Origin of the sequence: Thioalkalivibrio sp. ALE11 (genome assembly GCF_000381205.1) — a bacterium.
In the GTDB taxonomy this organism is placed as follows: domain Bacteria; phylum Pseudomonadota; class Gammaproteobacteria; order Ectothiorhodospirales; family Ectothiorhodospiraceae; genus Thioalkalivibrio.
Map to the genome: position 1 here is coordinate 146,799 of NZ_KB906164.1, position 16,222 is coordinate 163,020.

At 68.0% G+C, this 16,222-nt stretch carries 18 protein-coding genes and 2 tRNA genes; all 20 read right to left on the bottom strand.

Going from position 1 to position 16,222, the window contains the following annotated elements:
- Nucleotides 1-75 precede the first annotated feature (75 nt).
- Entirely contained in the window at nt 76-729 is a 654-nt protein-coding gene (gene clpP / locus F620_RS0100720; RefSeq protein ID WP_018870007.1) for an ATP-dependent Clp endopeptidase proteolytic subunit ClpP, read from the bottom strand.
- A complete protein-coding gene (gene tig / locus F620_RS0100725; RefSeq protein WP_019021229.1) occupies nt 726-2,033 on the bottom strand; it encodes a trigger factor in 1,308 nt (435 codons plus the stop codon). The genes clpP and tig overlap by 4 nt, the downstream gene beginning before the upstream one ends.
- Before the next feature lie 76 nt (nt 2,034-2,109).
- Nucleotides 2,110-2,196 (bottom strand) — tRNA-Leu (locus tag F620_RS0100730).
- Nucleotides 2,197-2,291: 95 nt separating this feature from the next.
- Nucleotides 2,292-2,367, bottom strand: a tRNA-Lys gene (locus F620_RS0100735).
- Nucleotides 2,368-2,471: 104 nt separating this feature from the next.
- Nucleotides 2,472-3,743: a YeeE/YedE family protein gene (locus F620_RS0100740; protein WP_019021230.1), complete on the bottom strand. Its 1,272-nt coding sequence runs from the start codon at nt 3,741-3,743 to the stop codon at nt 2,472-2,474.
- A 168-nt stretch (nt 3,744-3,911) separates the two neighbouring features.
- Nucleotides 3,912-4,598, bottom strand: coding sequence for a 7-cyano-7-deazaguanine synthase QueC (gene queC / locus F620_RS0100745; protein WP_019569110.1), 687 nt, complete (start codon nt 4,596-4,598; stop codon nt 3,912-3,914).
- Entirely contained in the window at nt 4,598-5,296 is a 699-nt protein-coding gene (queE, locus tag F620_RS0100750; protein ID WP_019569111.1) for a 7-carboxy-7-deazaguanine synthase QueE, read from the bottom strand. Before queE ends, queC begins: the two co-directional genes overlap by 1 nt.
- Nucleotides 5,293-6,120, bottom strand: a complete 828-nt coding sequence (ybgF, locus tag F620_RS0100755) for a tol-pal system protein YbgF (RefSeq protein WP_019569112.1) — start codon at nt 6,118-6,120, stop codon at nt 5,293-5,295. The genes queE and ybgF overlap by 4 nt, the downstream gene beginning before the upstream one ends.
- Nucleotides 6,120-6,689, bottom strand: a complete 570-nt coding sequence (pal, locus tag F620_RS0100760; RefSeq protein ID WP_019569113.1) for a peptidoglycan-associated lipoprotein Pal — start codon at nt 6,687-6,689, stop codon at nt 6,120-6,122. The genes ybgF and pal overlap by 1 nt, the downstream gene beginning before the upstream one ends.
- Nucleotides 6,690-6,739: 50 nt before the next feature.
- Entirely contained in the window at nt 6,740-8,029 is a 1,290-nt protein-coding gene (tolB, locus tag F620_RS0100765; protein ID WP_026331268.1) for a Tol-Pal system beta propeller repeat protein TolB, read from the bottom strand.
- Nucleotides 8,030-8,072: 43 nt separating this feature from the next.
- The gene (tolA, locus tag F620_RS0100770; RefSeq protein WP_019569115.1) at nt 8,073-9,032 is read right to left on the bottom strand and encodes a cell envelope integrity protein TolA; all 960 of its coding nucleotides are present in this window, start codon (nt 9,030-9,032) and stop codon (nt 8,073-8,075) included.
- A gap of 10 nt (nt 9,033-9,042) precedes the next feature.
- Nucleotides 9,043-9,492, bottom strand: coding sequence for a protein TolR (gene tolR, locus F620_RS0100775; RefSeq protein ID WP_019569116.1), 450 nt, complete (start codon nt 9,490-9,492; stop codon nt 9,043-9,045).
- A 3-nt stretch (nt 9,493-9,495) separates the two neighbouring features.
- Nucleotides 9,496-10,173, bottom strand: a complete 678-nt coding sequence (gene tolQ / locus F620_RS0100780; protein ID WP_026279503.1) for a protein TolQ — start codon at nt 10,171-10,173, stop codon at nt 9,496-9,498.
- 30 nt (nt 10,174-10,203) lie between these two features.
- Nucleotides 10,204-10,641: a tol-pal system-associated acyl-CoA thioesterase gene (ybgC, locus tag F620_RS0100785; RefSeq protein ID WP_019569117.1), complete on the bottom strand. Its 438-nt coding sequence runs from the start codon at nt 10,639-10,641 to the stop codon at nt 10,204-10,206.
- Entirely contained in the window at nt 10,638-11,666 is a 1,029-nt protein-coding gene (gene ruvB, locus F620_RS0100790; protein ID WP_018870019.1) for a Holliday junction branch migration DNA helicase RuvB, read from the bottom strand. Before ruvB ends, ybgC begins: the two co-directional genes overlap by 4 nt.
- Nucleotides 11,667-11,764: 98 nt before the next feature.
- On the bottom strand, nt 11,765-12,376 hold the full coding sequence (ruvA, locus tag F620_RS0100795; RefSeq protein ID WP_019569118.1) for a Holliday junction branch migration protein RuvA: 612 nt from the start codon (nt 12,374-12,376) through the stop codon (nt 11,765-11,767).
- Nucleotides 12,373-12,885 (bottom strand): crossover junction endodeoxyribonuclease RuvC, encoded by a 513-nt coding sequence (ruvC, locus tag F620_RS0100800; RefSeq protein WP_019021239.1) that lies wholly within the window; start codon nt 12,883-12,885, stop codon nt 12,373-12,375. The genes ruvA and ruvC overlap by 4 nt, the downstream gene beginning before the upstream one ends.
- A gap of 29 nt (nt 12,886-12,914) precedes the next feature.
- A complete protein-coding gene (locus tag F620_RS0100805) occupies nt 12,915-13,658 on the bottom strand; it encodes a YebC/PmpR family DNA-binding transcriptional regulator (RefSeq protein WP_019569119.1) in 744 nt (247 codons plus the stop codon).
- A 57-nt stretch (nt 13,659-13,715) separates the two neighbouring features.
- A complete protein-coding gene (locus F620_RS0100810) occupies nt 13,716-14,345 on the bottom strand; it encodes a triacylglycerol lipase (protein WP_018870023.1) in 630 nt (209 codons plus the stop codon).
- A gap of 18 nt (nt 14,346-14,363) precedes the next feature.
- On the bottom strand, nt 14,364-16,151 hold the full coding sequence (gene aspS, locus F620_RS0100815; protein ID WP_019569121.1) for an aspartate--tRNA ligase: 1,788 nt from the start codon (nt 16,149-16,151) through the stop codon (nt 14,364-14,366).
- Nucleotides 16,152-16,222: the final 71 nt, after the last annotated feature.

Sequence of the window (16,222 nt, forward strand, 5' to 3'; positions counted from 1 at the left end):
GATTGCAATTCCTTTCGAACATGCCCCGTTTCACCGGCCGGTGCAAACGAGCCAAGTGTTCATGCGGTCTAGGCATCAGGATCCGGATTTCTCGCCGGCTTCCGCGCGGTCGGCCAGCACGTTGTCGACCAGGCCGTATTCCTGCGCCTCGGAGGCCGTCATGAACCGGTCACGGTCGGTGTCCTGCTCGATCTGTTCCACCGTCTGACCGGTGTGCTTCGCCAGCACGCGGTTGAGTTCTTCCTTGATCTTGAGGATCTCGCGGGCATGGATGTCGATGTCCGTCGCCTGACCCTGGAAGCCGCCCAGGGGCTGGTGGATCATCACGCGCGAATGCGGCAGGGCGTAGCGCTTGCCCTCGGCACCGCCGGCCAGCAGCACCGCCCCCATGCTCGCCGCCTGGCCCACGCAAAGCGTGGACACCTGCGGCTTGATGAACTGCATGGTGTCGTAGATCGCCATGCCGGCGGTGACCGCGCCACCCGGCGAATTGATGTACAGGCTGATTTCCTTGTCCGGATTCTCGGATTCCAGGAACAGCATCTGCGCGACGATCACGTTGGCCATGTAGTCCTCGACCGGCCCCACGCAGAAGATCACCCGGTCCTTCAGCAGCCGGGAGTAGATGTCATAGGCGCGTTCGCCGCGGGCGGTCTGCTCGACCACCATCGGCACCAGGTTCAGGCCCTGGGTATGCTGCGCGCCCTGATCGCCCATGTCGTGCGTCATTCGCTCGACTCCTTGTTCGGATTCATTACGTCCTGGAAGGTGGTGGGCTTGTCGGTGACGTTGCCCTGTTCCACCACCCAGTCCACCACCTGGTCTTCCAGGACGATGGACTCCAGGTTCTGCATGGCCTGGGGCTGCGTGCGGTAGTACTGCTTGACCTCTTCGGGGTCTTCGTAGGTCGCGGCCATGTTGTCGAGCTCCTGCTCGACCCGCTCGCGATCCACCTCGAAACCCTTGTCGTCGATCAGATGCCGCAGCACCAGGCCCAGCCGCACCCGCCGTTTCGCCTCTTCCTCGAACAGACTGTCCGGCAGCGGCTGCGTCTGCTCCGCCCCGCCGAACCGCTTCTCGGCGTCTTCGCGCAGGCGGTTGATTTCGGACTTCACCAGGGCATCCGGCAGGTCGAAGTCGTGGCGTTCCACCAGCGCATCCATGACCTGCTGCTTGATCTTGCTCTTCAGCGCCTGATTCAGCTCCCGCTCCATGTTGGACCGCACATCCTCGCGAAGTTTCTCCACCGAGCCGTCCTCGATGCCGAATTTCTCCGCGAAGGCCGCGTCGACCGCGGGCAGCCGGGCCTCTTCCACTGCCTTGACCGTGATATCGAAGGTCGCGGTCCGGCCCTTGAGGACCTCCGCCGGGTAATCCTCGGGGAAGGTGACCTCGATGGTCTTTTCCTCGCCCGTTTTCACGCCTTCGAGCTGGTTCTCGAATTCCGCCAGCAGCCGCCCGCTGCCGATCTCCACCTGAAAGTCCTCGGCCTGTCCGCCCTCGAAGGCCTCGCCGTCGAGCTTGCCGACGAAGTCCAGGGTGATGCGGTCGCCCGAGGCCGCTGCACGCTCGACCGCCTGCCATTCCTTGTGCTGTTCGCGCAGGGTATCGATCACGCGATCGATGTCCTCGTCACCGATTTCGGCCACCGGGCGTTCGATCTCGACCCCGGACAGGTCGGCGACCTCGATCTCCGGGAAGACCTGAAAGGACGCCTCGAACTCGATCGGCTGACCGTTTTCCACCGATTTCGGCTCGATGCTCGGGCTGCCGGCCGGTTCCAGCCCCTCCTGCTGCACCGCCTCGCGGTAACTCTCCTGCAGGACTTCGCTGAGGACCTCCTGGTATACCCCGGCCCCGTAGCGCTGACGCACCACCTTGAGCGGCACCTTGCCCGGGCGGAAGCCGTCGAGCCGGACCCGCTTGGCGAGGTTCTTCAGGCGGTTGTCGACCTCGGTGTCGACGCGTTCGGAGGGGACCTGGACGGTCATCTTGCGGTCCAGGTTGCCAGTGGCTTCAACGGAAACTTGCATGGAGGGCCTCGTCAAATGGTTCGGAAATCGTCGTGTCCGGGCGCGGGGCCGTCGTCTCGCGGCCGGACGGGGTTCCTGGTGCGAAAGGAGAGACTCGAACTCTCACGGGTGTTACCCCACTGGGACCTAAACCCAGCGCGTCTACCAGTTCCGCCACTTTCGCCGTTGGTTTCGTAACCCGACATTGTAGCGTGTATGCATGCCGGAAACACAAAAGGCCCGCTGAACGGGCCTTGTGCCGGTCCGGGACCGGGGAGATGGTGGGTCGTGTAGGATTCGAACCTACGACCAATGGATTAAAAGTCCACTGCTCTACCAACTGAGCTAACGACCCGTGTGATCTGCAACGGGGGCGTAGTGTACGGCCCCGTCGCCAAAACGCAAGGCGGGCCGCGATCGCGGCCCGCCCGGGCAGGAAGGTTCCCGCCCCGCCGGCGATCAGATCGCCTCGAGGCTGCGCATCTTCGACGGCAGGAGCTTCATGTCCACCAGCGAGGTGATCAGCGCCTTGCCGAAGCTGGCTTCGTCTTCATAGACCATCTTGTAGTACTGGATCTTCATGGTCAGGGCCGCGCCGAACACGATGAAGATAAAGGTCAGGAACCCGCCGATCGCCAGCGTGGAGACCCCGGTGATGGCCTGCCCCACGGTACAGCCCATCGCGAGGATGCCGCCCACGCCCATCAGGATGCCCCCGGCGAAGTGGTTCCAGAAATCGCGCAGCGACGAGAACCACTCAATGCGGAAGCTGCGCGACACCAACGACCAGAAGAACGAGCCCAGGATCACGCCCGCCAGCGCCATCACGCCGAAATACAGGAAGCGGCTGTCGAAGCCTTCCTTCACGTAGGCCGCGCTCTGGCCCATCGGGGCGATGAAGGTGAAGGACTGGTTGTTCCAGAAACGCAGCTGGTCGGCCGGGCGCTCTTCACCGGGCTCGCCCAGGAAGTCCCAGTCGGCCAGATAGGCCGTCGGGGTGTAGGTGTCGCCCATCTCGTCGGCCACCTGCACGTTGCTGGTCAGCCACCAGGCACCGATCACCACCAGGCCGATCACCAGCCCGCCCAGGATGTTGTCGAAGCTCTTGCGGAAGTCCGCCGCCTTGAAGATCAGCGCCAGCAGCAGCACGCCGATGACCAGGCCCAGCACCAGACGCGCGGTGCCGTCGGCATCGCCCGCGACGATCGAGCCGAGATCCTGGCCGCCGGACAGCGTGATCGCGGTGGCGTCCATCCAGCCGAACAGCAGCTGGTTGAGGGTCTCGCCGGTGCCGAATACCGACTGCGTGCTCAGCAGGAAGTAGGCGACGATGCCGATCAGGACCATCACCATCACCGACTTGATATTGCCGCCGCCCACGCGCACCAGGGTCTTGTTACCGCAGCCCGAGCCGTAGGTCATGCCGATCCCGAACAGGAAACCGCCCAGCACGTGCCCGAGCCAGTTCAGGTTATCCATGCGGTAAGGAGGAAACGAACCCTCGGCGCTCAGCACGCCAAAGAATTCCAGGGTGCTCACGCCCAGCATGGCCACGGCGATGGCCAGCAGCCAGGAGCGCATGCGCCCGGTGTCACCCATGTTCACCCAGTCGGACACCGCCCCCATGGTGCAGAAGTTGGTCTTGTTGGCGACCGCCCCCATGATGAAGGCGAGGATGAACGTCCCGACCAGCACCGCCGTGGCGGCTGCGGAAAAGCTGGAGAATTCCATGCGTCAAACCCTCTTGATCAGTTGTCACTCGGGCTGCACGACCGACCGGAGCAGGGGATCCGGTTTCGCCGTTCAGGGCCGCGCAGCATACATCGACCACCAGACGAGATCGAGAGAGGTTTCATTCCGTGCTTCCCCCGGCGAACCTTCCGGGCCCGGGGCCGGGGCTCATCCGGCATAACGGGTGGGATCGGGGATCCCGGCCGCCGCGAAACCGTCGGCGCGCAGGCGACAGGAATCACAGGTGCCACAGGCCCGCCCGTCCGCATCGGCCCGGTAACACGACACCGTCAGCGAATAGTCCACCCCCAGACGCGCCCCTTCGCGGATGATCTGCGCCTTGCTCAGATGCATCAGCGGGGCCTCCACCGACCATGGCGCGCCCTCCACACCGGTGGCCGTCGCGACGCGCGCCAGCGACTGAAAGGCCTCGATGAACGCGGGGCGGCAGTCGGGATAGCCGGAGTAGTCGACCGCGTTGGCGCCCACCACCAGACGGTGGGCGCCCAGGGTCTCGGCAAACCCCAGTGCCAGCGACAGAAACACGGTGTTGCGCGCCGGCACGTAGGTCACCGGGATACCCTCACCGCCGGCCTCGGGCACCTCGATGGCCGAGTCGGTCAGCGCGGAGCCACCAATGGCAGTCAGGTCGACATGCACCACGCGATGGTCGGCCACCCCGGCGGCCGCGGCCACACGCCGCGCCGCCTGCAGCTCGGTGGCGTGGCGCTGCCCGTAGTCCACCGACAGGGCGTGGCATTCCAGCCCCTGCTCCTGCGCCAGCGCCAGGCAGGTGGCCGAGTCCAGTCCGCCCGACAGCAGGACCACGGCGCGTTCATTCACCCCCGTGGCCATCAACGCCCCGGCTCGTCGCCCCACAGCCACTTGTGCAGCTGCACCTGAAAACGTACCGGCAGGCGTTCGGCGACGATCCAGTCGGCCAGCAGCCGCGGCTCCAGCTCGCCATGCACCGGGGAAAACAGGACTTCCACCGCCGGATCCAGTCCCATCCCGGGGAGGGCTTCAAGGGCCCATTCGAAATCCGCCCGGTTGGCGAGCACGAACTTCAGCTGGTCGCCCTCCCCCAGATACGCGAGGTTTTCCGTCCGGTTACGCCCGGACTCGCAGGACGCGGGTGCCTTCCAGTCCATGACCAGTCCGGCGCGCGGATCCACGTCGCTCACGTCCATGGCACCGGAGGTCTCGATGGTGACCGCCAGGCCGGCATCACACAGGCCCGTGATCAGGGCACGGCTGCCCGGCTGGGCCAGCGGCTCGCCCCCGGTGACGCACACGTGGCGCACCCCCTCGCCCGCCACCCGCTGCAGCACCGTGTCGACGTCGGTGGTCTCGCCGCCCTCGAAGGCGTATTCGGTGTCGCACCAGCGACAGCGCAGCGGGCAGCCGGTCAGGCGCACGAACACCGTGGGCCAGCCCACCTGCGCCGCCTCGCCCTGCAGCGAAACGAACATCTCGCTCAGGCGCAGCCGGGGTGCGCCCCCGGACGCAGAAGCCGGTGCCGTGGTGCGGCGCAGCGGTGCTTCCACGCTCACGAGCCGTCCATCCGCTGCAGGCGTTCGCGCGCAAGGCGATCCAGCGTGGTGCCGCCGTATTCCTCGCGCACCTGTTCCAGCGCCTCGCGCGCGGCCTCGAAATCCTCGAGCTCGTAATGCGAGTAACCGATCTTCAGCAGCGCATCGCCCTGCTTGTCACTCTCCGGGAACTGCTCACGTAACCGCTCGAAATCTTCCAGCGCGGCCTCGAAATCGCCACTGGCGTATTTGGCTTCGGCCAGCCAGTACCAGGCGTTGGCGGCAAAATCTCCGTCCGGGAACCGCTCGATGAACGCCTCCAGCTGCCGGATCGCCCCGGCATAATCCCCGTCCATCAGGACCGAGAAGGCCTCCTGGTAGGCCTCCTGCTCGCCTGCGTCCGGCAGATCGAAATCCACCACTTCCTCTTGCGGCGCCTCGCCTTCGCGGGCGACACCGCCGGCCTCCAGCGTCGCCAGCCGCTCGTCCAGATGAGCAAACTGGTCGCGCTGGCGCTCTTCCAGGCGATCAAGGCGGTGATTCAGGGTATCCACTTCTCCGCGCAGATTGCGCAGATCCCGCTGGATTTCCTCGACGCCGCGCAGCATGTCCGCCAGCGCACTGGAATCCAGCCTGCGCTCGATGCGATCCAGCCGGCGGTCCAGCTCGCGCACCTGCGACTGTGTCGCCACGATGCCGTCTTCCTGCCCCAGCGCCGGGGGCCCGGCCAGCAGCAGGGCCGGCAGCATCCCGGCCAGCAGAGCGCCCCGCAGGGCACCCTGCGGGGAACGCTGCCCGGCCCGCCGCCGGATCGTCTGCATGGGACGCGTAGCCATCACCATCATCACTGCCGACGGTCGTATACCAGTTCCACGCGCCGGTTCTGCGCCCAGGCCTCTTCGGTCTGTTCGAAGGCCACCGGCATCTCCTCGCCGTAGCTGACGACCTCGATCTGCTCGTCCGCGGCCCCGTTGAGGTTCAGCACCCGACGCACGGACTGCGCACGGCGCTCGCCCAGCCCCAGGTTGTACTCACGGGTACCCCGTTCATCCGTATGTCCTTCCAGACGCAGCCGGGCACCGGGGTTGGCCGCGAGATATTCGGCATGCGCCTCCAGCATCTCTTCGTATTCGGGCTTCACTTCGTCACGGTCGAAATCGAAATACACCAGGCGCTCGGCCAGGAGGCTGTCCGGATCATCCAGTGCCGCGGCGTCCAGCCGCCGGTCCTCGCCCAGCCCCCGTGCCTCGCGCTCGCGCCGCTCGCGGGCCTCACGCTCGGCCTCGGCCTCGGCTTGTGCCGCCTCACGTGCCTCACGCTCGGCCGGATCCTCGGCATCACGCACCGGCTGGGCGCAGGCCGCCAGCGAGCCCACGACAAGGGCGAGAACGCCCCAGCGAATCAGGTGGTTCATCGTTTGTTTCCTCAGGGTGTTGTCAATCATCAAAGAATCCGCGCAGACCCTCATTCGCCGAGTGGCGACCAGGCCGGTTCACGCACCTCGCCATCCCGGCCCTCCAGCCGCTGGTGTACCCGGCCATCCCGGCTCACCGAACCCAGGACGCCACGAGTGCCTTCGCTGATGGCGTACAGAATCATGCTGCCGTTGGGAGCAAAGCTTGGGGATTCGGCGTTACCGGAATCGGTCAGTCGCGTGACACGACGGTCGCCGAGATCCAGGCGGGCCAGACGGAAGCCGCCATCGCCGCCCTCCACATACACTACCGAATCACCGTCCGGGGACACCGTGACACCCGCCGCATATCCGCTCTCGAAGGTCAGGCGCCGGACATCCCCGCCGTCGGCGTCCATGCGGTAGATCTGCGGCGCCCCGGCACGGTCGGAAGTGAAATAAATGGTCCCGCCGTCCGGCGACCACGCCGGCTCGGTCTCGATCGCGGAGGAACGCGTCAGCTGTTCCAGGTCCCCGCTCTGCAGATCCAGCCGATAGATATTGGGACTGCCGTCGCGCGACAGGCTCAGCGCCAGGTAGCGTCCGTCCGGCGACCACGCCGGCGCACTGTTGATACCCCGGAACCGGGCCAGGCTCACCCGCTCGCCGCTGCGCACGTCGTGGCGGAAGACCTCGGACTGGCGGTTTTCGAACGACACATACACCAGTTCGTTGCCATCCGGCGACCAGGCCGGCGACATCACCGGATCCGACGAGCGGTACAGGGTGCGCGGGTTCGCGCCGTCGGAGTCGGCGACCTGCAGCCGGAACTCGCGGCCGTCGCCGTCGCGCTGCACCTGGACGAAGGCGATGCGCGCACTGAACGCCCCCGGATCACCGGTGATGGCCTCGAACACGAGATCCGACACCCGGTGCCCGCCGCGCCGCAGCATGTCGGCCGGCACCGGGATGCGCCAGCCGCCGAGGCGTTCCTCGGCAAGCACGTCGAACACATGGAAATCCACCACCACACGGTCGCCGTCCGGGCGCTTGCTGCCGACCACCACGTACTCGGCCCCGGCCGCACCCCAGGGCTCCGGAATGAAGTCCGCAGGCCCGGTGGCCCCCGTAGGCAGGTCTTCGCGCAGTACCTCGAACAACCCGCTGCGGTGCAGATTGTCCCCGAGGATCCCGCTCATGCGGGTCTCCGGCTCACCTTCGCCGCGCCACTCGAACGGCGCCACGGCTACCGGGATCGCCCCCGACACGCCCTCGGTCACCGTGACCTCGAGCACCGCGTGCGCCTGGGAGGCCCCCAGCATCAGGGCAATCCCGAGCAGGCCTGTCAGGGGCCGCAACATCTTTTTCATCATTGGTGCCTGCAATGCCATTGAAACCTCACCGTCACTGCGGTTCGAACTGGATCCGGACTCCGCGCGCCGCGGCGTCGGCATCCGGCGGCTCCGGCAGGGCACGCAGGCGCTCGATCGCCTCCTCCACGGACGCGCAGAAGGCCGGCCCCCCGGCGCAGCGCTCCACCTCGAAACTGATGATACGCCCGGTCTCGTTGACCCGCACGTGCACCGTCGCCCGGTCCGACGCGCTGACGTCCGCGGGTTCACGCCAGCGGCGCTGGACCACCGCGCTGGCCTGTGCCTGCCACTCCTCGATCGCCTCGCGGCGTTCAGCGGCCGCCTGCGCCGCCTCGCGCCGTTCCGCGGCCTCGGCCATGCGCTGCATCTCCTCTTCCATGCGTTCGCGCCGGCGCTGCTCCTCGAGTTCCCGCTCGGCTTCGGCGCGCCGCTCGGCTTCCTCGCGTGCCCTGCGTTCGGCCTCCTCCTGCTCGCGGCGCTCCTGTTCCTCGCGGGCCTGACGTTCGGCCTCCTCGCGTTCGCGCCGTTCCTGTTCCGCGCGCTCGCGTTCCGCTTCTGCCTCGCGCCGGGCCTGTTCGGCGGCCTCGCGCTCACGCTCCAGACGTTCGGCTTCTTCCTGTGCCTGCCGGCGTGCCCGCTCCGCCTCTTCCAGTGCCTCGCGCCGGGCCTGCTCCTCGGCCTCGCGCCGGCGTTGTTCTTCCAGCCGCTGCTGTTCCTCGGCGCGGCGGCGTTCCTCTTCCTCGCGCAGGGCCTCGGCGATCGCCTCCTGCTCCGCGACTTCGCGTTCATGCTGGATGCGGTCGAAGGTCTCGGCGTCCACCGCCTCGGCCTGAACCACTTCCACCTCGTCGCCGGTCGTGATCTCCAGGGGCTCCCCGGAACGGCTGTCCGGCGCAAGGTTGACGTTCAGCAACAGCGCCGCGAACAGCACGCCATGCAGCGCCAGCACCAGCAGCAGGGCAAACGGATGTTGTCGCAGCAGTTCGAACACGGCGGCCGGTTCAGTCGTCGCGCGGCGGTTCGGTGATCAGGCCCACGCGGCCGCCCCCTGCCCGCTGCAGCGCGATCATCGCGTCGATCACCCGTCCGTAGTCCACATTGCGGTCGCCGCGCACGTAGGTCTGCGTGCCCGGGTGGTCCTCGAGGAACTGGATAACGATCTCGGTCATCTCCTCGGGCGCCAGCGGTTCATTCACCCGCGGCCCCTGGTTGAGGCTCAGCGCGCCCGCGGCGTCCACCGTGACGACCAGCGGTTCGGCCGCCTCGGTCCCGTCATCCAGCGCCTCGGCCTGAGCCTCGGGCAGCTCCACTTCCACCCCCTGCTGCAGCATGGGCGCGGTGATCATGAAGATGATCAGCAGCACCAGCATCACGTCGATGAACGGCACGACGTTGATCTGCGACATCGGCCGCCGGCTGCGACGCTGACTGCGGAGCGAGGTCTTCGCCATGGTTTATTCGCCGGTCGTGGCGACCGACGCCTCGCTTGCGCGCGGATGGGACTGGCGGTTGAGCAGGCCCGCGAACTCCTCGCTGAAGTTCTCCAGCCGCCCGGCAATACGATCCACGTCCCCGGAGAAGCGGTTATAGGCAATCACCGCCGGGATCGCCGCGAACAGCCCCAGCGCGGTAGCGATCAGGGCCTCGGCAATGCCCGGAGCAACCATCGCCAGGGTCGCCTGCTGCACCCCGGAGAGCCCGAGAAACGCGTGCATGATGCCCCAGACGGTGCCGAACAGGCCGATGTACGGGCTGGTCGACCCGACCGTGGCCAGGAACTGCAGATAGCGTTCCATGCCGTCCAGCTCGCGCGAGATCGCCACCCGCATCGCGCCCTGGGCCGGCTCGGCGGGCGGCATTCCGTGCTGGCGCGCACGCAGGAACTCCTTGAACCCGGAGGAGAACACGTGCTCCATCGGGTTCAGTACGGTCTTGCGCCGCAATCCCTCGTAGAGATGGGACAGATCCGCGCCCGACCAGAAACGTTCCTCGAAATCGTCGGCCGCACGGTCCACGCCGCGCAGCGTGCGCGCCTTCACGATGATGGCCAGCCACGAAAACACCGAGGCCAGCACGAGGATGATCATCACCAGCTGGACCACCAGACTGGCGTCCATGATGAGCTGGTACATCGAAAAATCGACTTCCACGGATCTTCTCCCTCAGCCTGTTGCTTCGGTATCGGTTGCGATCGCCGCGTGCATCGCGCGGTAAACGGATTCCGGCACGGCGGCCGGCACGGCCCGCTCGGAATCGACGCAGGCAATCATGATCTCGCCGGTAACCAGCGGCTCGCCGTCGCGGCGCACGACCTGGTCGAACTCGACACTGGCGCGGCGCAGGCGACGCGGTTCGCAGGTCACTTCCAGTGCCTCGTTGAAACGCGCCGGCCGGCGCATGTCCAGACTGGCGCGGCGAACCGCGAACACCACGCCGCAGTCGGCCCTCAGACGGTCCTGTTCGAAGCCGAGTTCCCGCAGCCACTCGGTGCGCGCACGTTCCATGAATTTCAGATAATTGGCGTGATAGACCACGCCCCCGGCATCGGTATCCTCGTAATAGACGCGCACCGGCCAGTGAAAATCCGTGGCTGCGGTCATGCACGCCCTCCGCCGGCCAGCAGGTCCCCGTCCCCGCCGGGCAGGTCGAACATCGCCAGCGTGCGCCGGGTCGCCTGGCGGCCGCGCGGGGTGCGCTGCAGGTAGCCCTGCTGGATCAGGAACGGCTCGACCACGTCCTCGAGGGTGCCGCGATCCTCGTTGAGCGCGGTGGCCAGGCTCTCCACGCCCACCGGCCCGCCATCGAACTTGTCCACCAGCACCTCCAGCAGTCGCCGGTCCTGGGCGTCCAGGCCACCGGCGTCGATCGCCAGCAGATCCAGACCGTGCTCCGCGACCTCGGCGGTGATCACCCCGCTGGCGCGCACCTCGGCGTAGTCGCGCACCCGCCGCAGCAGGCGATTGGCCAGCCGCGGGGTGCCACGCCCGCGCCGCGCGATGGCCTCGGCCCCGGCGGCATCGATGCCCACGCCCAGCAGCCCGGCGGCCCGCTCGACAATATGCGCCAGGTCGGTGACGGAATAATGATTGAGGCGTTGCACGATGCCGAAACGGTCGCGCAGCGGCGCCGACAGCAGCCCCGCGCGGGTGGTGGCCCCGACCAGGGTGAATGGCGGCAGATCAACCTTGATGGAGCGCGCGGCCGGCCCTTCGCCGATCACGATGTCCAGCTGCGAGTCCTCCAGCGCGGGGTACAGCACCTCTTCCACGACCGTGGGCAGGCGGTGGATCTCGTCGACGAACAGCACATCGCGCGGTTCCAGCGCGGTGAGGATCGCGGCCAGATCCCCGGCGCGTTCCAGCACCGGCCCGGAGGTCTGGCGCAGGCCCACACCCAGCTCATGGGCGACGATATGCGCCAGGGTGGTCTTGCCCAGTCCCGGCGGCCCGGCCACCAGGGTGTGATCGAGGGCCTCGCCCCGGCCACGGGCGGCATCGATGAACAGACCCAGCTGTTCCACGACCTGCGGCTGGCCGCTGTAGTCCGTCAGCCGTTTCGGCCGCAGACTCACCTCGGCGCCGGCGTCCTCGGACTGATGCTGCATGTCAACCAGGCGGGATTCCATGCGCTGCAGTATGCATCCTGCCGGGAACCATTTACAGGGGCCCGGGACTGTGGTTTTCGCGGAATCCGGGCCGGATCACGCCGGCCCGGCCTGCAGCCTCAGGAACGCACGGTCGCACGCAGGGCGAGGCGCACCAGGGTCTCCACCGAATCCGCCTGTTCGCGCACCGCGGCCACCATCTTCTCGGCACTGGCACGCGCATAGCCCAGGGCCTCCAGCGCCGCCAGGGCCTCGTCCTCCATCGACGGGCCGGCCGGGGCCGGCGCCGCATCGCCCCCCTTCTCCGGCGCCGCGCCGCCAAAGCCGAGTTCGCCCAGACGCTCGCCCAGCTCCAGGGCCACGCGTTCGGCGGTACGCTTGCCGATCCCGGGCACCTTTGCCAGACCGGCGGTGTCGCCGGACCGGATCAGTCCGGCGAGCTCGTCGCCGGCGTAGGTCGACAGCATCGCCAGCGCCAGACGCGCCCCGATGCCGTTGACCCGGATCAGGCGCCGGAACAGGTCACGGTCGCGGCGATGATGAAAGCCGTACAGCTGATGCGCGTCCTCGCGCACCACCAGATGGGTGGCCAGCACCACGGTCTCGCCCGGGTCGGGCAACAGGGCCAGCGTGGACACCGGCACGTCCACCTCGTAGCCGACGCCGCCGACGTCCAGCAGCACGCCGCCGGGCTCGCGGCTGATCAGGGTTCCCTCCAGGCGCGCGATCACGGGCGCCCCCCGCCGATGGCGGCGGCCGGCTGCAGCCGCGCCTGGCTGGCATCGGTATGCGCATGGCACAGCGCCACGGCCAGGGCATCGGCGGCATCGCTGGACGCCGGTTCGCCGAGAGAAAGGATCTGCTGCGTCATGTGCTGGACCTGCTCCTTGCCGGCACCGCCGACCCCGACCACGGCCAGCTTGATCGCGCGCGGGGTGTATTCGTGAACGGGCAGCCCCGCCCGGGTGGCGGCGCAGATGGCCGCCCCGCGCGCCTGCCCGAGCTTGATCGCGGACTGCGCATTGCGTGCGACGAATACGCTCTCGATCGCGAGCACCTCGGGGGCCAGCTCGGCGATCACCTCCTCGATCCCCGCAAAGATCTCGCCGAGGCGCTCGGGGAACGCCTTCGCCCGCGGGCGCACCACGCCGTGCCCCAGCGAGCGCGACTGCCGCGACCCGGTTTCGATCACGGCGAAACCGGTCAGGCGCGAACCGGGATCAATGCCGAGGATGCGCACCGCTTCAGCCCCGCCCCCGAATCCGGAGCTCAACCATCGCCGCCCACCCCTTCGGGGAAGTTGGCGTTGGTGTAGACGTTCTGCACATCGTCCAGATCGTCCAGCATGTTCAGGAGCTTCAGCACCGTCTCGGCGGTTTCCTCGTCCAGCGGGGAAAGGGTCTCCGGACGCATGGTGACCTCTGAATTTTCCGGCTCCAGACCGTGATCCAGCAGGGCCTGACGCACGTCCTGATAGGCATCCGGGTCGGTGATGACCTCGATGGAACCGTCATCGTCCACCAGCACGTCCTCGGCACCGCCCTCCAGCGCCGGCTCCATCACCGTCTCCTCGTCCAGACCCGGAGCAAAGCTGATCACGCCCTTCTTCTCGAACAGATAGGCCACCGAACCGTCGGTGCCGAGATTGCCGCCCATCTTGTTGAAGGCGTGGCGCACCTCCGACACCGTCCGATTGCGGTTGTCGGTCATGCAGTCGACCATGATCGCCGCACCGCCCGGGCCGTAGCCCTCGTAGCGCAGCTCCTCGTAGGCCTCGCCCTCGGTCTCCCCGGCGCCCCGCTTTGCCGCGCGCTCGATGGTGTCGCGGGTCATGTTGTTCTTCAGGGCATTGTCGAACGCCAGACGCAGACGCGGATTGGTCTCCGGGTCCGGCCCCCCGTGACGCGCGGCCACGGTGATCTCGCGGATCAGCTTGGTGAACAGCTTGCCGCGCTTGGCGTCCTGCGCGCTCTTGCGGTGCTTGATGTTCGCCCACTTGCTGTGACCGGCCATGGTGTTCCGCCTCCTCGTTGCCTGTGCTCAGGGAAACGCTGCTCAGTGTAACGGGGTTCAGAGGTCGAATTCCCCGTGCTCCAGGAAATGCGCGACGGCCCGCGCGACCGGATCGCTGAAGATCAGGCCCATGTGGGTGACCGGTGCCTGGAGATGCCGGGACACTTCCGGGCCCCGGGTCTCCTCCACCGCGACCAGGCCATCATGCGGTTCGGGCAGCTCGGTCAGCAGCGGTCCCGGAAAACGCCCGCGGGTCCCGGCGATCATCCCCACCTGGCGCCCGCGCAGCACCGGGCTGCCGCCCAGCAGACCGCGATCCAGCGCGCGCCCCAGCCACCAGCGCCCGGCCCGGTTGGCGGCCAGGCGCGCGGCCACCCGACTGCCGGCGAGCGGGGAGCCCAGCATCACCACGCGCCCCGGCCGTTGCACCGGCGCCACCGCGAACAGATGCCGCAGGATCACCCCGCCAAGACTGTGGCCGACCAGGTGCACCATGTCGTCCGGCAGGGTCTCCAGCCAGGCCGCCAGGGCGCGCGCGACTTCCTCGGGGCTGGCCCTGCGCGACGGATAGCGAAACGCCCGCACCCGGTAACCCGCCGCATGCAGACGCCGCCGCAGCAGCACCATCTCCGCCCCGGTCATGTGCCAGCCATGCAGGGTCACCACCGTGGTCCGCATGGCCGTCATCGCCGCGCTGCCCCGGCTCTATTGCGCGCCGTCGCCGGCAACCCCGGCCCGCAGGCGGATGCCCAGCTCGCGTAGCGGCTTCTCGCCCACCGGCGCCGGGGCGTCGGTCAGCAGACAGGCCGCGGTCTGGGTCTTGGGGAACGCCATCACGTCGCGGATGGAGTGGGCGCCGCTCATCAGCATCACCAGGCGATCCAGACCGAAGGCCAGGCCGCCATGCGGCGGGGCGCCGAAGTTCAGCGCATCCAGCAGGAAGCCGAACTTCTCGCGTGCCTCTTCCTCGCCGATGCCCAGCGCCTCGAACGCGGCCTGCTGCATCTCCGGGTTGTGGATACGGATGGACCCGCCGCCGACCTCGGTGCCGTTGAGCACCATGTCGTAGGCCCGCGACATGGCCTCGCGCGGGTTCTCGCGCAGGGCGTCGGGGCTGTCGGTGGCCGGGGCGGTGAACGGGTGATGCAGGGCGTACAGGCGCTTGTCGTCCGGGTCCCACTCGAACATCGGGAAATCCACCACCCACAGCGGGCGCCAGCCGGGCTCGACCAGGCCGCGATCATGGCCGACCTGCACGCGCAGCGCACCCAGCGCCTCGTTCACCACGTCGGCGCGGTCCGCGCCGAAGAAGATCAGGTCGCCGGCGGCCGCGTCGGTGCGCGCGAGGATCTCGCGGATCACGTCCTCGGGCAGGAACTTGAGGATCGGCGACTGCAGCCCGTTCGCAGGATTGGCGGGGTCGTTGACCTTGATGTACGCAAGACCCTTCGCCCCGTAGCGCCCGACGAACTCGGTGTAACCGTCGATCTCCTTGCGGGTCAGCTCCGCGCCGCCCGGCACGCGCAGGGCGGCCACCCGCCCTTCGGGGTCGTTCGCCGGCGCGTTGAAGACCTTGAATTCCACCGCCTGCATCACCTCGGTCAGCTCGGTGAACTCCAGCGGGATGCGCAGGTCCGGCTTGTCGGAGCCGAAGCGGGTCATCGCCTCGGCATGACTCATGCGCGGGAACGGATCGTCCAGCTCGATGCCCATGACCTCGCGGAACAGATGGCGCATCAGCTCCTCGGTCACGCCCATCACGTCGGCCTCGTCGACGAACGCCATCTCCATGTCCAGCTGGGTGAACTCCGGCTGGCGGTCGGCACGCAGGTCCTCGTCGCGGAAGCAGCGGGTGATCTGGTAGTAGCGGTCCATGCCGGACATCATCAGCAGCTGCTTGAACAGCTGCGGCGACTGCGGCAGGGCGAAGAAGCTGCCCGCGTGGGTGCGCGACGGCACCAGATAGTCGCGCGCGCCCTCGGGGGTCGCGCGGGTCAGCATCGGGGTCTCGATGTCGAGAAACTCGCGCTCCTCGAGGAACCGGCGCATCGCCGCGGTGACCTGCCCGCGCAGGCGCAGGCGCTCCTGCATCACCGGCCGGCGCAGATCCATGTGGCGATAGCGCAGGCGGGTATCCTCGCCCACGTCCTCGTCGTCCAGCGGGAACGGCGGCGTCTTCGCCGCGTTCAGCACCTCCAGCTCCAGCCCGAGGATCTCCACCGCGCCGGTGGTCAGCTCGGGGTTTTCGGTGCCTTCCGGGCGCCGGCGCACGCGTCCGGTCATGCGGATCACGTATTCACTGCGCAGCTGCTCGGCGCGCGCAAAGACCTCGGCCCGGTCGGGATCGAACACCACCTGCACCAGTCCCGCGTGATCACGCAGATCGACGAAGATCACGCCGCCATGGTCGCGGCGGCGGTTGACCCAGCCACACAGGGTCACTTCGGAATCGAGGTCGCGTTCGGTGACCTGCCCACAGAGATGCGTTCGCATTGCGCCGTTCCAGCTGCCGGGCGCGGCATGCCGGTGATGGCGGCCGCGCGGGTTGATCGGGGAAAACGGGC

Coding starts and splice junctions, on each gene's coding strand:
- clpP (WP_018870007.1), bottom strand. CDS start 729: ATGACGCACGACATGGGCGATCAGGGCGCGCAGCATACCCAGGGCCTG.
- tig (WP_019021229.1), bottom strand. CDS start 2,033: ATGCAAGTTTCCGTTGAAGCCACTGGCAACCTGGACCGCAAGATGACC.
- F620_RS0100740 (WP_019021230.1), bottom strand. CDS start 3,743: ATGGAATTCTCCAGCTTTTCCGCAGCCGCCACGGCGGTGCTGGTCGGG.
- queC (WP_019569110.1), bottom strand. CDS start 4,598: ATGGCCACGGGGGTGAATGAACGCGCCGTGGTCCTGCTGTCGGGCGGA.
- ybgF (WP_019569112.1), bottom strand. CDS start 6,120: ATGATGGTGATGGCTACGCGTCCCATGCAGACGATCCGGCGGCGGGCC.
- pal (WP_019569113.1), bottom strand. CDS start 6,689: ATGAACCACCTGATTCGCTGGGGCGTTCTCGCCCTTGTCGTGGGCTCG.
- tolB (WP_026331268.1), bottom strand. CDS start 8,029: ATGTTGCGGCCCCTGACAGGCCTGCTCGGGATTGCCCTGATGCTGGGG.
- tolR (WP_019569116.1), bottom strand. CDS start 9,492: ATGGCGAAGACCTCGCTCCGCAGTCAGCGTCGCAGCCGGCGGCCGATG.
- tolQ (WP_026279503.1), bottom strand. CDS start 10,173: ATGTACCAGCTCATCATGGACGCCAGTCTGGTGGTCCAGCTGGTGATG.
- ybgC (WP_019569117.1), bottom strand. CDS start 10,641: ATGACCGCAGCCACGGATTTTCACTGGCCGGTGCGCGTCTATTACGAG.
- ruvB (WP_018870019.1), bottom strand. CDS start 11,666: ATGGAATCCCGCCTGGTTGACATGCAGCATCAGTCCGAGGACGCCGGC.
- F620_RS0100805 (WP_019569119.1), bottom strand. CDS start 13,658: ATGGCCGGTCACAGCAAGTGGGCGAACATCAAGCACCGCAAGAGCGCG.
- F620_RS0100810 (WP_018870023.1), bottom strand. CDS start 14,345: ATGACGGCCATGCGGACCACGGTGGTGACCCTGCATGGCTGGCACATG.
- aspS (WP_019569121.1), bottom strand. CDS start 16,151: ATGCGAACGCATCTCTGTGGGCAGGTCACCGAACGCGACCTCGATTCC.